Source organism: Diaphorobacter sp. JS3051 (assembly GCF_015832135.1).
GTDB lineage: Bacteria > Pseudomonadota > Gammaproteobacteria > Burkholderiales > Burkholderiaceae_C > Diaphorobacter > Diaphorobacter nitroreducens.
In genome coordinates this window covers 1,301,043-1,313,844 of record NZ_CP065406.1, presented here as the reverse complement: position 1 = coordinate 1,313,844, position 12,802 = coordinate 1,301,043, and the positions used below count along the sequence as shown (strand labels likewise).

The 12,802-nt window shown below is 65.6% G+C and carries 14 protein-coding genes; 4 read left to right on the top strand and 10 right to left on the bottom strand.

Annotated elements, in window-relative coordinates; genetic code table 11:
• Positions 1–16 precede the first annotated feature (16 nt).
• From arsB to I3K84_RS06185, 4 genes are read right to left on the bottom strand one after another with little or no spacing between them, the layout of a single operon-like run.
• A complete protein-coding gene (gene arsB / locus I3K84_RS06200; protein WP_088887050.1) occupies positions 17–1,099 on the bottom strand; it encodes an ACR3 family arsenite efflux transporter in 1,083 nt (360 codons plus the stop codon).
• A 1-nt stretch (position 1,100) separates the two neighbouring features.
• A complete protein-coding gene (locus tag I3K84_RS06195; protein ID WP_015912967.1) occupies positions 1,101–1,598 on the bottom strand; it encodes an arsenate reductase ArsC in 498 nt (165 codons plus the stop codon).
• Between the two features lie 17 nt (positions 1,599–1,615).
• Positions 1,616–2,101, bottom strand: coding sequence for an ArsI/CadI family heavy metal resistance metalloenzyme (locus I3K84_RS06190; RefSeq protein WP_196995725.1), 486 nt, complete (start codon positions 2,099–2,101; stop codon positions 1,616–1,618).
• Positions 2,102–2,123: 22 nt separating this feature from the next.
• Positions 2,124–2,447, bottom strand: a complete 324-nt coding sequence (locus I3K84_RS06185) for a helix-turn-helix transcriptional regulator (RefSeq protein WP_015912969.1) — start codon at positions 2,445–2,447, stop codon at positions 2,124–2,126.
• Positions 2,448–2,559: 112 nt separating this feature from the next.
• Here I3K84_RS06185 and arsA point away from each other — a divergent pair, with 112 nt between their 5' ends.
• Entirely contained in the window at positions 2,560–4,320 is a 1,761-nt protein-coding gene (gene arsA, locus I3K84_RS06180) for an arsenical pump-driving ATPase (protein WP_196995724.1), read from the top strand.
• Positions 4,321–4,392: 72 nt separating this feature from the next.
• Here the strand turns inward: arsA and I3K84_RS06175 are convergent, their stop codons facing one another.
• Positions 4,393–4,602 (bottom strand): oxidoreductase-like domain-containing protein, encoded by a 210-nt coding sequence (locus I3K84_RS06175; RefSeq protein WP_011805711.1) that lies wholly within the window; start codon positions 4,600–4,602, stop codon positions 4,393–4,395.
• 15 nt (positions 4,603–4,617) lie between these two features.
• Complete coding sequence (locus I3K84_RS06170) at positions 4,618–4,839, bottom strand: hypothetical protein (protein WP_103737529.1); 222 nt, start codon at positions 4,837–4,839, stop codon at positions 4,618–4,620.
• 56 nt (positions 4,840–4,895) lie between these two features.
• On the opposite strand from I3K84_RS06170, the gene ylqF reads away from it, so the two are divergent.
• Both ylqF and I3K84_RS06160 read left to right on the top strand, forming a co-directional pair.
• The gene (gene ylqF / locus I3K84_RS06165; RefSeq protein WP_011805709.1) at positions 4,896–5,855 is read left to right on the top strand and encodes a ribosome biogenesis GTPase YlqF; all 960 of its coding nucleotides are present in this window, start codon (positions 4,896–4,898) and stop codon (positions 5,853–5,855) included.
• 123 nt (positions 5,856–5,978) lie between these two features.
• Entirely contained in the window at positions 5,979–7,058 is a 1,080-nt protein-coding gene (locus I3K84_RS06160; RefSeq protein ID WP_005801445.1) for an IS630 family transposase, read from the top strand.
• Positions 7,059–7,234: 176 nt separating this feature from the next.
• On the opposite strand, the gene I3K84_RS06155 is transcribed toward I3K84_RS06160, so the two are convergent.
• Entirely contained in the window at positions 7,235–8,323 is a 1,089-nt protein-coding gene (locus tag I3K84_RS06155; RefSeq protein ID WP_011803559.1) for an IS5-like element ISDisp1 family transposase, read from the bottom strand.
• A 162-nt stretch (positions 8,324–8,485) separates the two neighbouring features.
• On the opposite strand from I3K84_RS06155, the gene I3K84_RS06150 reads away from it, so the two are divergent.
• Positions 8,486–9,565: an IS630 family transposase gene (locus I3K84_RS06150; RefSeq protein WP_005801445.1), complete on the top strand. Its 1,080-nt coding sequence runs from the start codon at positions 8,486–8,488 to the stop codon at positions 9,563–9,565.
• A 290-nt stretch (positions 9,566–9,855) separates the two neighbouring features.
• Here the strand turns inward: I3K84_RS06150 and I3K84_RS06145 are convergent, their stop codons facing one another.
• The 3 genes from I3K84_RS06145 to I3K84_RS06135 all read right to left on the bottom strand — a co-directional run bounded on the left by I3K84_RS06145 (position 9,856) and on the right by I3K84_RS06135 (position 12,778).
• Entirely contained in the window at positions 9,856–10,329 is a 474-nt protein-coding gene (locus I3K84_RS06145; protein WP_047350591.1) for an OsmC family protein, read from the bottom strand.
• An 86-nt stretch (positions 10,330–10,415) separates the two neighbouring features.
• Positions 10,416–12,410 (bottom strand): hypothetical protein, encoded by a 1,995-nt coding sequence (locus tag I3K84_RS06140; RefSeq protein ID WP_196995723.1) that lies wholly within the window; start codon positions 12,408–12,410, stop codon positions 10,416–10,418.
• Between the two features lie 158 nt (positions 12,411–12,568).
• Positions 12,569–12,778, bottom strand: a complete 210-nt coding sequence (locus I3K84_RS06135; protein ID WP_011805706.1) for a hypothetical protein — start codon at positions 12,776–12,778, stop codon at positions 12,569–12,571.
• Between the last annotated feature and the right edge of the window lie 24 nt (positions 12,779–12,802).

Below are 12,802 nucleotides of genomic sequence, written 5' to 3'. Positions count from 1 at the left end.
CAGCGTGGTAGTGGTTCTACGCTGCACGCTTTGCACCCGCGTCGTACCAGCCCTTGGATGAATTCACGACTTTGACGACCAGCAGCATCACCGGCACTTCGATGAGCACGCCCACCACCGTGGCCAGTGCCGCGCCCGACTCGAAGCCAAACAGGCTGATGGCGGTGGCCACGGCCAGTTCAAAGAAGTTGGATGCGCCAATCAGGGCGGACGGGCAGGCGACCGCGTGCTTTTCACCCGCCGCGCGGTTGAGCCAGTAGGCCAGCGCCGAGTTGAAGAACACCTGGATCAGGATGGGCACGGCCAGCAGTGCGATGACCAGGGGCTGGCGCAGGATGGCCTCGCCCTGGAAGGCGAACAGCAGCACCAGCGTGAGCAGCAGCGCCGCAATGGACCACGGCCCGATGCGCTGGAGTGCCGCATCGAACGCGGCCTGTCCCCGTGCCAGCAAGGCGCGCCGCCACCACTGGGCCAGCACCACCGGAATGACGATGTACAGCACCACCGAGGTGAGCAGGGTGTCCCATGGCACCGTGATGGCCGACAGGCCGAGCAGGAAAGCCACCAGCGGCGCGAACGCCACGATCATGATGCTGTCGTTCAACGCGACCTGGGACAGCGTGAACAGGGGGTCGCCGCCGGTCAGGCGGCTCCACACGAACACCATGGCCGTGCAGGGGGCAGCGGCCAGCAGGATCAGGCCGGCGATGTAGCTGTCCAGTTGGTCCGCTGGCAGGTAGGGGGCAAACCACTGGCGGATGAACAGCCACCCGAGAAAGGCCATGGAGAATGGCTTGACCAGCCAGTTCACGAACAGGGTGACCCCGATGCCGCGCACGTGGTGCCGCACCTCGCCCAGGGCGGAAAAGTCCACCTTGAGCAGCATCGGGATGATCATCACCCAGATGAGCAGCCCCACCGGCAGGTTCACGCGGGCCACCTCCCACGACCCAATGGTCCGCGCTGCACCGGGAAACGCCTGGCCCAGCCCGATGCCTACCACGATGCACAGCAGCACCCACACGGTGAGATAGCGCTCGAACACGCTCATGGGAGCGCCTGCCGCGCGTTGGGCGGTGGTTTCGCACTGGGCACTCATGTCATTTCCCTGCGAGTTCGCGGGCGCTGGTCTGCAATACCGCTTTCTCCAGCTTGTCGGCGGGCAGGTTGATCAGCAGGTCCAGGCGGCGCTTGATCAGGTGCAGCGTCTGGCGGAAGGCTTCCAGCTTCTCTGAATCAGGCGCGTCGCCTTCGGAAGGATCGGCGAAGCCCCAGTGCGCCGTTGCGGGGTGCCCGGGCCAGATCGGGCAGACCTCTCCCGCGGCGTTGTCGCACACGGTGATGATCAGATCCATCGTGGGAGCGCCTGGGGCGGCAAACTCATCCCAGCTCTTGCTGCGCAACCCCTCGGTGGAGACGCCTGCTTTTTGCAGGACCTGCAGACCCAGGGGATGCGGCTGCTGGTTGTCGCGCGGGCTGCTGCCGGCAGACCAGGCCTTGAAGCGCCCGCCTGCCATGGCGTTGAGCAAGGCCTCGGCCAGGATGCTGCGCGCGGAGTTGTGCGTGCAGAGAAAAAGAACGTTCAAGGGCGTTGTCATGAAGAACCTTCAGCGGATCAGCAGCAGGTGGATGAGGAAGTGGCGGGCCCGCAGCAGGGCGCCTTGGATGCCGTGGCCGCAGGCGCCTTTGGCGCGCAGCACGCGCCGGCGGCAGCCGTTGGGCTGGACTCGTTGAACATGGGAATGTCGCCGAGCGTGTGAAAGTGCTCCCAGGCGATGCCCTGCGGGTCGGTAACCCAGTGCTTCTCGCTGCGCGCATAGCAGCAGGTGGTGGCGCCTTCGTCGAGCAGGGCCATGTCGGCCGATGCGGCCCTGGCCTTCAGTTCTGACAGTTCGGCGGCGTCGTCCACCTGAAAGCCCAGGTGACCCAAGCCTGGGGAGGTGCCCCGCGTGGAGATCGCGAAGTTGACCCGCGGATCGTCGAGCATCCACTTCGCGTAATCGGCCTCCACGCGAGCGGGCTCAGCCGCGAAGAGCTGGGAGTAAAAGCGGATGCTCTGGGCCAGGTCTTCCACATGCAGGTGGACATGGAATCGCTTCATGGGGTTCTCCTTCAAAAGTGGGTCAGCAGTCGCAGCTCTTTGCCGTCTCCGCCAGGCAGGACGCGCCCTGGCAGCAGTTCTCCGTGAGGTAGCCGAGCAGATCGTCCATCGTGTCGAAGGAGGCCCGGTAGATCAGGTTGCGCCCCTGACGCTCCTGGCTGACGAGGCCGGAGTGCACGAGCTCCTTGAGGTGAAAGGACAGGGTGTTGGGTGCTACCGCCAGTTGCTCGCACAACGAGCCCGGTGTGAGTCCCTCTGCGCCTGCCACGACCAGTGCGCGAAACACCCGCAGGCGTACTTCTTGGGCCAACGCTGCGAGGGAGCGGATGACATCGATTTCTTGCATAAAACAACTATACAACGATATTGGAATTATTGTAAATTTCTTCGGTGCAACATTGCGCATGCCTGAGGCAATCCTTATCCCCGACCATTCGGTGCATTGACCACGAACGCTTATGCCATCTCACTTCACCCTTCTGGACGCGCCCACCAGGTACCTGTTCTTCACCGGCAAGGGTGGTGTCGGCAAGACCTCGGTATCCACAGCGGTTTCCATCGCCTTGGCAGACGCGGGCAAGAAAGTTCTATTGGTCAGTACCGACGCGGCGTCGAACCTTGATGAAATGCTCGGCATTGCGCTGCGCAACCATCCGGTTCCTGTGCCAGGGGTTCCGGGCCTGATGGTCCTGAACATCGATCCGGAAGCCGCGTCGCAGAACTACCGTGCCCGTGTCATTGAACAAATGGGCACGCAGGCTACGGCTGAGGAGGTGGACCTCGTGCGCGAGCAACTCTCGGGTGCCTGCACCACCGAGATCGCCACCTTCGATGAGTTCTCTCAACTTCTGTCGGAAGGAGGGCGGGATTTCGACCATGTCGTGTTCGATACCGCCCCCACGGGCCATACCTTGAGGCTTCTCAGCCTGCCCAAGGCATGGAGCGGGTTCCTCAAGGGCAATGACCGCGGAGCATCCTGCCTGGGGCCGCATTCGGGGTTGAAGATGCAGGAGCAGCTTTTCAACCGGGCGCTGGCATCCCTGAACGACGCTTCGCTCACGACCATTGTTCTGGTGGCGCGGGCTGAGGCGGGAGCGCTCAACGAAGCCGCCAGGTCTTCAGACGAACTGCGTGAGTTGGGCCTTTCCCACCAGCGCCTGGTGATCAACGCGGTTTTCAAGGCGCAAGACCCTCGCGATGCCGTCGCCCTGGCTATCGAGGCTCTGGGACAGAAGGCCATGCGGGAGATGCCGCAGGCGCTGAAACGTCTGGCGGCCGACGTGATTCCCATGCGGCCCGTCGATTCCGTGGGGCTGCAGGCGCTGCGGGCGCTGCTGTCGCCATCACCGACCGAGGTGCCTGCGGCCGCCCTGGACGCGCCAGACTTCGTGCACCAGAAACTGTCCGCGCTGGTGGCGGAGCTGGCGCGGGGTGAGCGTGGATTGATCATGGTGATGGGCAAGGGTGGCGTGGGCAAGACCACCATTGCCGCGGCGATCGCCCTGGGACTGGTCAAGCTCGGCAAGTCCGTGCACCTGAGCACCACGGACCCCGCAGCCCACCTGGCGGTGACGCTCGACGGCGAGATCCCGGGCCTGACCGTCGGGCGCATTGACCCCAAAGCAGAGACTCAGAAATACGTGGACAAGGTCGTTGCCGCCAAGTCGGCCGGCATGACCCCGGCGGAGAAGGACCTGTTGATGGAAGATCTGCGTTCTCCATGCACGGAGGAAGTGGCGGTCTTCCATGCGTTCTCGCATGTGGTGTCTCAGGCCCGCAGTGCGTTCGTGGTGCTCGACACCGCGCCCACGGGCCACTCGCTGCTGCTCATGGATGCCACGGGCGCCTACCACCGCCAGATGGTGCGGGAGTTTGAAGGCAAGGCGTCGGGGCGCATCACCACGCCCCTGATGCGGCTGCAGGACCCTGACTACACCAAGATCATTCTGGTGACGTTGCCCGAGGCCACTCCGGTGTCGCAGGCCGCCGCGCTGAAGGAGGACCTGCAGCGGGCCCGGATCGGCACCTTCGCCTGGGTGGTCAACAAGTCACTGTTGGCCAGCAACACCCGCGATCCCCTTCTTCAGGCCCGGTTGAACAGCGAGAGGCGGCAGATGGAGCGGGTTCAAGCATTGGCGCAAGGCCGGTTCTATCTGATTCCCTGGGCGGCGACCCCGCCCGTGGGCGCAAAGGCGCTGGGGGATCTGCTGGAGCCTTGACCTGCAGAGGCGGCTCTTCCTGGCATGCAAGAGCCTCGCGGGCCGCGGTACACGTTCAGCCCCGGTGCAGCGTCAGGAGGGGCCCCCGCCGGGCTGCGCCAGCGCGCCCTGCGCATCTTCGCACCACCACTGCGCCGCCGCATAAAAGCCCTCCCACACGCACCCGTTGCACCCCCTTCCGCAGCAGGTGGTGGGCTCAGGTGGCGGTGGGCGCAGCGCTACGCCGGCGTGGGCGGCCTGCGCCTGCAGGGCGGCGAAGCGCTGGCGGGTGGCTTGCAGCATGAAGGTGGCGGGGCCTTACCGGCGCCCGCGCCAACGGACCAAACCGTAGCGCGCCAGAAAGGCGCAGCCCAGCACCAGCGCGAACCACCCCACGACGTGGCCCTGGGCCATCATCTCGCGCACGTCGGGCGAGCGGGCAATGTAGGGAGCCAGCAGGATGATCACGCCAATGAGCGCGCACACCGCGCCCTTGAGCAGCAGCTCGGAATCTTGTTTGCGCTGGGAGAAAGAGGGCATGGCGGCGATTATCCTTGGCGGCTTCGCAAGCCCCCATTCGTGAAAGTACACAGTCCATGGCCATCCAGTGGTTTCCCGGTCACATGCACCTGACGCGCAAGGCGATCGGCGAGCGCATCAAGGACATCGATGTGGTGATCGAGCTGCTAGACGCGCGCTTGCCGGGCTCCAGCAGCAATCCGCTACTGGCCGAGCTGACGGGCCATAAGCCCGCGCTGAAGGTGCTCAACAAGCAGGACGTGGCCGACCCGGCGCGCACGCCGGCGTGGCTGGCCTGGTACAACGCGCGGCCCGGCACGAGCGCGATTGCGCTGGATGCGTCCGACGCCGCGCCCGCGCGTCGGCTCATCGACGCGTGCCGGCAGCTTGCGCCCAACCGGCGCGGCCTCTCCAAGCCCATGCGGGTACTGATCTGCGGCATTCCCAATGTGGGCAAGTCCACGCTGATCAACACCCTGTCCGCCAAGCGCGAAGCCAAGACGGGCGACGAGGCCGGCGTGACCAAGCAGGAGCAACGCATCGTGCTGGACGATGACTTTTACCTGTGGGACACGCCCGGCATGCTGTGGCCGCGCATCACCGTGCCCGAAAGCGGCTACAAGCTCGCCGCCAGCGGCGCCGTGGGCCGCAATGCGTACGACGAGGAAGAAGTGGCGCTGGAACTGTTGGCCTACCTCAAGCAGCACTACGCACCGCTGCTGGACGCGCGCTACAAGCTGGGGCTGGACGCGGCGGCCATCGCCGCCAAGCACGATGATGAGCTGCTGGAGCTGATTGCCAGGAAGCGCGGCGCGGTGATGAGCGGCGGGCGCCTCAACCTGCAAAAGGCCGCCGAGATCGTGCTCACCGACCTGCGCAGCGCAGCGCTGGGCCGTGTGACGCTGGAGACGCCGGCCGAGTTCGAGGCCTGGCTGGCCGCCGCCGAGGTGCAGGAAAAGGAACGCGCCGCGCGCAAGGCCGAGCAGCTGCGCCGCAACGAGCGCCGCGCGCGCAACGCCCCGCGGGACGAGGACTGATCAGGGCCAGGTTTGCTCGCAGGATCTGCGCAGTTCACAGGCCCTAGTGTGGTGTCTCAAAAATAGATAGAACTATTTTGACCGGTGTTGGTCGAATCAGCTTCCTTATAGGAGACTACGCTGATGGCCCACCCTGGACGCCCCGCCACGAAGCTGCAGATCACCGATGCCGAGCGCGCAGAGCTGCATGCGCGACTGCGCGTACGCAAAGCGCCCGAGGACGAGAAGCTGCGCATGCGAATCGTGCTGGGCTGCGCAGATGGGGAGTCGGGCACCATGATTGCCCAACGCTTGGGCACGACGGTGCAAACTGTCTCCAAGTGGCGGCGGCGCTACCGGGCGTATCGTCTGGCGGGTTTGACCGATGCCCCGCGCGCTGGCCGCCCGCGCAGTGTGGGCGACGAGCAGGTTCAGCTCATTGTGGACAAGGTTCGCCAGAGCAAGCCTGACAACGCCACGCACTGGAGCGTGCGCCAGATGAGTCGGCACGCTGGCGTATCGCCCGCGACGGTGCAGCGCATCTGGCATGCCTTTGGGCTGAAGCCGCACCTGCAAGAAACCTTCAAGCTATCGACGGATCCCCATTTCGTGGACAAGGTACGGGATGTGGTGGGGCTGTATATGGCACCACCCGATCGCGCCTTGGTGCTGTGCGTGGACGAGAAGAGCCAGATCCAGGCTCTGGATCGCACCCAACCAGGGTTACCACTGACGTTTGGCAAACCCAGCACGCGCACGCACGATTACAAGCGCCATGGCACAACGTCGCTGTTTGCAGCGCTGGATGTGGCCACTGGCAAAGTCATAGGACAGCTCAAGCGCCGTCACCGCAGTGTGGAATTCCTGCAGTTCCTCAAAGCCATCGATGCAGCGGTGCCTGGCGAACAAGACATCCACCTGATCATGGACAACTACGGCACGCACAAGACGCAGGCAGTGCGGGCCTGGCTAGCAGCCCATCCTCGCTACCACGTTCACTTCACGCCCACCTCAGCGTCCTGGCTCAATCTGGTCGAGCGTTTCTTTAGCCAGATCAGCGAGCAGTGGATCAAGCGCAGCGCCCACACCAGCGTTGCTCAGCTGGAGCAATCCATACGGGAATACATTGATCGTCACAACGAGGATCCCAAGCCGTTCGTGTGGCATAAAAGTGCGGACACCATCTTGGCATCTGTGGCGCGGGCAGCGAGTACCATTATTTGATGATTACTTTTGAGACACCACACTAGCAGGCCGTTGAAAAAGTGCTTTTCGAACGCATCAGGGACGCTGAGTGCGAAGACACGAGCTGCCCAGACGCGTCTGCGCAGCGATTGCAACGGCCCATCTGGCCGGTTTGCAGGCCCTCCCGCCCATTTCGGGCGCACGTATCCCTGGGCTCACGCATGATGCGCGTCCCACCAGCCGCCGATGCTGCCCATTCGCACAAGGTTGTAGGTGGCAAAGCACAGCAGCGCCTGGCCCGTGAGCTTGGCCTGACCGATCAGCTTGGTCTTTGCCAGACCACCGACGGTCTTGATCCAGCCAAAGGCCTCTTCGATGCGCTTGCGCACCTTCAGGCTGGTCTTGTAGCCCTCGTGCCGTGTCACTCGCGCATCCACCGCCGAGTGTTTGTCCTTGGCCGCCACGTGGGGCGTGACTTTGAGCTTTCTGCAGCCTTTGATGAAGGCCTTGCTGTCGTAGCCCTTGTCGGCACCGACCGTGGCCCGTTTGTTCCTGTTGCCCCGACGCTCCAACATGGCCAGCGCCGCCTCGCGCTCGGCCGTGCCGCTGGCGTGGGTGATCTCGACATCCACGATCAGCCCGTTGCGGTTCTCCATGAGGATGTGCCCCATGTGGCACAGGCGGGATTTGTCGCCCTGGCTCTTCTTGAACAGCCGGGCATCGGCGTCCGTGGTGCTCTCGTGGGTGTCGTTGCAGCGCTCCTGCCCCTTGAAGTCCACCTCGGGGTTGCGCCCAGGCGGCGTGCCGCTGTCGTCGTCTTTGCGCTTGAAGCTCTTGTGCGAGGCCCAGGCGTCAATGAGCGTGCCGTCCACGCTGAAGTGCTCGTCGCTGGCGAGCTTGCCCCACTGGGCACTGAGCTTGACGCGCTCGAAGAAGGCGCGGGCGAGGTCTTCGTTGAACAGACGTTCGCGGTTGGCGCTGAAAGTGGAGTGGTCCCAGACCTTGTCTTCGATGTTCAGGCCCACGAACCAGCGGTACAGCAGGTTGTAGTTGATCGCTTCGACCAACTGGCGCTCGCTGCGGATGGAGAACAGGATCTGCAGCAGCAAGGCCTTGAGCAGCATCTCCGGTGGCACCGATGGGCGGCCACGGCGGGCGTACACCGCTTCGAACTCGCGGTTCATGGTTGCCAGCAGCGCATCAACCACCGCGCGCAACTTGCGCAGCGGGTGTGCCTGCGGCACGCGCTCTTCAAGGCTGATGTAGCTGAACATCGCCCCCTGGAAATCTTGACTGCCTCTCATCGTCCTCGTCTGGGTCGTTCACCGATGGCTTCAGATCGTAGCGGCCAACGCGGGCGTCGGCGGGGGATTTTTCAACGGCCTGCTAGTGTGGTGTCTCAAAAATAGATAGAACTATTTTGACCGGTGTTGGTCGAATCAGCTTCCTTATAGGAGACTACGCTGATGGCCCACCCTGGACGCCCCGCCACGAAGCTGCAGATCACCGATGCCGAGCGCGCAGAGCTGCATGCGCGACTGCGCGTACGCAAAGCGCCCGAGGACGAGAAGCTGCGCATGCGAATCGTGCTGGGCTGCGCAGATGGGGAGTCGGGCACCATGATTGCCCAACGCTTGGGCACGACGGTGCAAACTGTCTCCAAGTGGCGGCGGCGCTACCGGGCGTATCGTCTGGCGGGTTTGACCGATGCCCCGCGCGCTGGCCGCCCGCGCAGTGTGGGCGACGAGCAGGTTCAGCTCATTGTGGACAAGGTTCGCCAGAGCAAGCCTGACAACGCCACGCACTGGAGCGTGCGCCAGATGAGTCGGCACGCTGGCGTATCGCCCGCGACGGTGCAGCGCATCTGGCATGCCTTTGGGCTGAAGCCGCACCTGCAAGAAACCTTCAAGCTATCGACGGATCCCCATTTCGTGGACAAGGTACGGGATGTGGTGGGGCTGTATATGGCACCACCCGATCGCGCCTTGGTGCTGTGCGTGGACGAGAAGAGCCAGATCCAGGCTCTGGATCGCACCCAACCAGGGTTACCACTGACGTTTGGCAAACCCAGCACGCGCACGCACGATTACAAGCGCCATGGCACAACGTCGCTGTTTGCAGCGCTGGATGTGGCCACTGGCAAAGTCATAGGACAGCTCAAGCGCCGTCACCGCAGTGTGGAATTCCTGCAGTTCCTCAAAGCCATCGATGCAGCGGTGCCTGGCGAACAAGACATCCACCTGATCATGGACAACTACGGCACGCACAAGACGCAGGCAGTGCGGGCCTGGCTAGCAGCCCATCCTCGCTACCACGTTCACTTCACGCCCACCTCAGCGTCCTGGCTCAATCTGGTCGAGCGTTTCTTTAGCCAGATCAGCGAGCAGTGGATCAAGCGCAGCGCCCACACCAGCGTTGCTCAGCTGGAGCAATCCATACGGGAATACATTGATCGTCACAACGAGGATCCCAAGCCGTTCGTGTGGCATAAAAGTGCGGACACCATCTTGGCATCTGTGGCGCGGGCAGCGAGTACCATTATTTGATGATTACTTTTGAGACACCACACTAGGGCCTGTTCACACTATTTTTGCCAGATGCGTTGCGATCAAAAAGGGCCAGGCGCAAGGCGCCAAACGAAGCTGGGGTGCTACCCCAGCGAGGCTTGGCAACGCCGCGAATGGCCCTTTTTGATCGCAACCCGGAGGGAACGGAGTGAAAACCGCGCCATTCGTCGTTGCCCTCCTAGCCAAGGCCCCGGCCTTGGCGTCGTCACGCGCCTAGATTGGCGCGGTTTTCACGCCATTCGCACTGGCAAAAATAGTGTGAACAGGCCCTAGGCCAGCACCGGATCGCAGCGCACCTCGGTGGTGACCGAGTTGGCGATGAAGCACTGTTCATGCGCCTCATGGTGCAGGGCGTGCAACTGTTCGTGCGTGGGCTGCGGGTCGCCGCCAAAGCGCACCGCCGGGCGCAGCGTGACCACGGTCATGGCCATGCGGCCTTGGGCGTTGCGGGCCATCACGCCCTCGGCTGCGTCGCGGTAGTCGTCCACGCAAAAACCCTGCCGCGCGGCGATGGAGAGGAACCACAGCATGTGGCAGCTCGACAGTGCGGCGACGAAGGCTTCCTCCGGGTCCACGGCGGCCGCGTCGGACCAGGGCAGCGGCACGACGTGGGGCGACGAGGAGCCGGCCAACTGCGCGCCACCGTCAAAGCGCAGCAGGTGGCGGCGGCTGTAGCGGTTCTTGAGGAAGTCCTGCGGCGTGGCGTCGCGCGTCCAGGTGATTTCGGCGTGGTAAGTGGCCATGGTGGTTGTTTGAATGAAAAATGCCTCTAGCGCCCGCCTGTCAAGCGCGAGCAGCTATGGATATTGAAGCAATGCACGCGCTGCCCCTACCAGGCCAGCGGGCTGGATGCATCCGCCCAGAAGATGAAGCGCCGCAGCTCCGCATAGCGCGACGTGCTGAGCAGGGCCGGGTCGGTGCCGCTGCCCTTGCGCAGCAGCACCAGGTAGCCGCTGGCGCTGCCCACGGCCAGGGTGTGGCCGTCGGGCGCTGCGGCGATCGCCAGGATGGCGCCGCCGATGTGGTGGCGCCAGAGGGACGTACCGTCCTCGGCCAGGCCGTGCAGATCGCCCTGTGCGTCGCCCTCCACACGCAGGCCATGGACGGTGGCGGCGGGGCACGATGCAGGCAGGTTTGGCGGTGCGGCCGTGGGGCTCAGCGCCCACGCACCGACACTGACCCGCCACCACGCGGGTGCTTGCGTGGGATGCACGGGCTCCGTGCGGGCCAGCAGACGGCCATCTTCCAGCCACTGCAGGGCGTCCACGGCGTGGCCGGTGCGTGCGGCGTGGTGGGCATAGACATGGGGCGCGAAGGCAAAGCGCCGGTGAAAGCGTGCGGACAGGTCGCCGTCGGCCAGCGCGTGTACAGCGCGTGCCAGTTGCAGCACGGCGCCAGCCTGGGGGCCACGCGGGTCGGTGGGCTGCGCAGGCATGCAATGCACAGGGGCGGGCGGCGGTACGGTCACCGGGGGCGTGCCGGCTGCCGCGGCGCCGGGCGCCACACCATGGGCGGGTACAGCATCGCCTACCGCAGCGGCCGCCACGGCAGCGGCCGCCGCCTCAGCGGATGACGCCGCGGGTTCTGTGCCGTGCTCCAGGGCCGCCGCGGCCTCAGCGGCGTCGGCCTGCCGCAGCCAGTGCTCCCGCACGCGGGCGGCGTGGGCCCGGCCGTGGGCCTGCCAGTCGTGCGACAGCGCCATGAGGACGGGCCCGAACACCTCGGGGTCGGCCTCGTGCGGCGCGAAGGGCGGCAGGCGGGGCAGAGGCGGGGCATCGCCGGACAAGCCGCTGGTGTGCAGCGCCTGTTGCTCTTGTGCATGGGCGGCGTGCAGGCGCTGCTCCAGCGTGGTGAACAGCTCCAGCAGGTGCTGCATGTGCTGCACGGCGTGGTTGGGCAGCGGCGTGCGCGGATCGCTCTGGCGCTGGCTGTAGGTGATGCGCAGGCCGTTCGGGTGGGCCGTGCCCTCCGGCAAGGCATCGCCGGGCGTCAGGTCGATCTGGTAGCAGGCATGTGCGTCGTCCTCGGGGTCGCCAGCGCGCTCGCTGCCGTTGCGCCAGCTGAACTTGAGCGCCCGGCCCCATGAATGGCCCCCCTGCTGGCCGGGCTGGCGCGCGCCGATCCACACGTCGCCCTCCCACCAGCCGTTGCGCTCGGGGTCGCTCCATGTGTTGTAGCGGGTGGTGAATACGGGCAGCAGCGTCAGCGCCTCGATGCGCGCGGGGGTGAGCGTGGCATGCAGCCGCTCGCGCACCGGCCGGCCGGCGCGGCGCTGGCCCTCGGCCAGGCGCCAGTAGGCCAGCACCTCGCGCCAGCCCTCTCCGCAGGCGGCCAGCGCGCCGGCTGCTGCGTCGTCCGCCCCGGCCTGTGCGGGGAGCGGCTGCCATGCGCCGGGCTGGCCGGCGCTGTCGTAGGCGCGGTATTGGCGCACCAGGCCGTCCGCGCCGGGGGGCGGAGGCGGGATGCCAGAGCGCAACCGCGCCCAGGCCTGCGCCAGCGCGTGGGCAGGTGCGCTCTCGGCCGGGGGCAGGGCGAGCCAGAAGTCCCAGCGCTTCCAGAGAGTGATGAACAGGGCGTCGTGGTAGGCGTCCTGGTCTTCATCCACGTGGCTGCGCGTGAGCAGAAAGTCCGTCTGCCCGAACCAGCCGGCTGCCTTGTGCTGGCTCTTGTCGGGCAGGGCCGCCTGGAGCAGCCGCCGCAGTTGCGCCGCGTCCATCGCATCGCCTGCGCACAGTCCGTGGTCCACCGGCAGCCCGGGCTCTTCGGACAGAGCCGGCTCGACCGCGCTGGCAGGCGGAGGCACGAATGAAGAGGGGCTGGGCATGGCAAAGGCGCACGGTTGTGTGGCGCATGGTAGCGCCGACACCGCTGCGCCATCAATGTGCGGCCCGTGGGCCCCCACGGGCCATGGCTGGGCCTGGGTTCTGCCGTTGTGGCGGGCAGCGCGGGGCCTTGCCGACCGGGGCCCGCACGCGGGAGGGACTACAGCACGATCTTGCCGTCGGCGACATACAGCTCGTACTGGTCGCGCGGCAGGGCGGTGAGGCCTGCGGTGTTGTTGTCGTCGCGCCAGCTCAGCGTGACGCTGTCGGTGGCGAAGGTGAGTTCCACCGGTCCTTCCGGAATGGCAATGGGCATGCCGTCTCCTTCCCGGTAGGTGACGTGGCCTTGGATGGTGGCTTGCTGGGGCATGTGCGTGCTCCTGGGTCGTTGCGG

What these genes read in the sequence shown, in the direction of transcription:
- arsB (WP_088887050.1), bottom strand. Translation starts at nt 1,099, where the DNA reads ATGAGTGCCCAGTGCGAAACCACCGCCCAACGCGCGGCAGGCGCTCCC.
- I3K84_RS06195 (WP_015912967.1), bottom strand. Translation starts at nt 1,598, where the DNA reads ATGACAACGCCCTTGAACGTTCTTTTTCTCTGCACGCACAACTCCGCG.
- I3K84_RS06190 (WP_196995725.1), bottom strand. Translation starts at nt 2,101, where the DNA reads ATGAAGCGATTCCATGTCCACCTGCATGTGGAAGACCTGGCCCAGAGC.
- I3K84_RS06185 (WP_015912969.1), bottom strand. Translation starts at nt 2,447, where the DNA reads ATGCAAGAAATCGATGTCATCCGCTCCCTCGCAGCGTTGGCCCAAGAA.
- arsA (WP_196995724.1), top strand. Translation starts at nt 2,560, where the DNA reads ATGCCATCTCACTTCACCCTTCTGGACGCGCCCACCAGGTACCTGTTC.
- I3K84_RS06175 (WP_011805711.1), bottom strand. Translation starts at nt 4,602, where the DNA reads ATGCTGCAAGCCACCCGCCAGCGCTTCGCCGCCCTGCAGGCGCAGGCC.
- I3K84_RS06170 (WP_103737529.1), bottom strand. Translation starts at nt 4,839, where the DNA reads ATGCCCTCTTTCTCCCAGCGCAAACAAGATTCCGAGCTGCTGCTCAAG.
- ylqF (WP_011805709.1), top strand. Translation starts at nt 4,896, where the DNA reads ATGGCCATCCAGTGGTTTCCCGGTCACATGCACCTGACGCGCAAGGCG.
- I3K84_RS06160 (WP_005801445.1), top strand. Translation starts at nt 5,979, where the DNA reads ATGGCCCACCCTGGACGCCCCGCCACGAAGCTGCAGATCACCGATGCC.
- I3K84_RS06155 (WP_011803559.1), bottom strand. Translation starts at nt 8,323, where the DNA reads ATGAGAGGCAGTCAAGATTTCCAGGGGGCGATGTTCAGCTACATCAGC.
- I3K84_RS06150 (WP_005801445.1), top strand. Translation starts at nt 8,486, where the DNA reads ATGGCCCACCCTGGACGCCCCGCCACGAAGCTGCAGATCACCGATGCC.
- I3K84_RS06145 (WP_047350591.1), bottom strand. Translation starts at nt 10,329, where the DNA reads ATGGCCACTTACCACGCCGAAATCACCTGGACGCGCGACGCCACGCCG.
- I3K84_RS06140 (WP_196995723.1), bottom strand. Translation starts at nt 12,410, where the DNA reads ATGCCCAGCCCCTCTTCATTCGTGCCTCCGCCTGCCAGCGCGGTCGAG.
- I3K84_RS06135 (WP_011805706.1), bottom strand. Translation starts at nt 12,778, where the DNA reads ATGCCCCAGCAAGCCACCATCCAAGGCCACGTCACCTACCGGGAAGGA.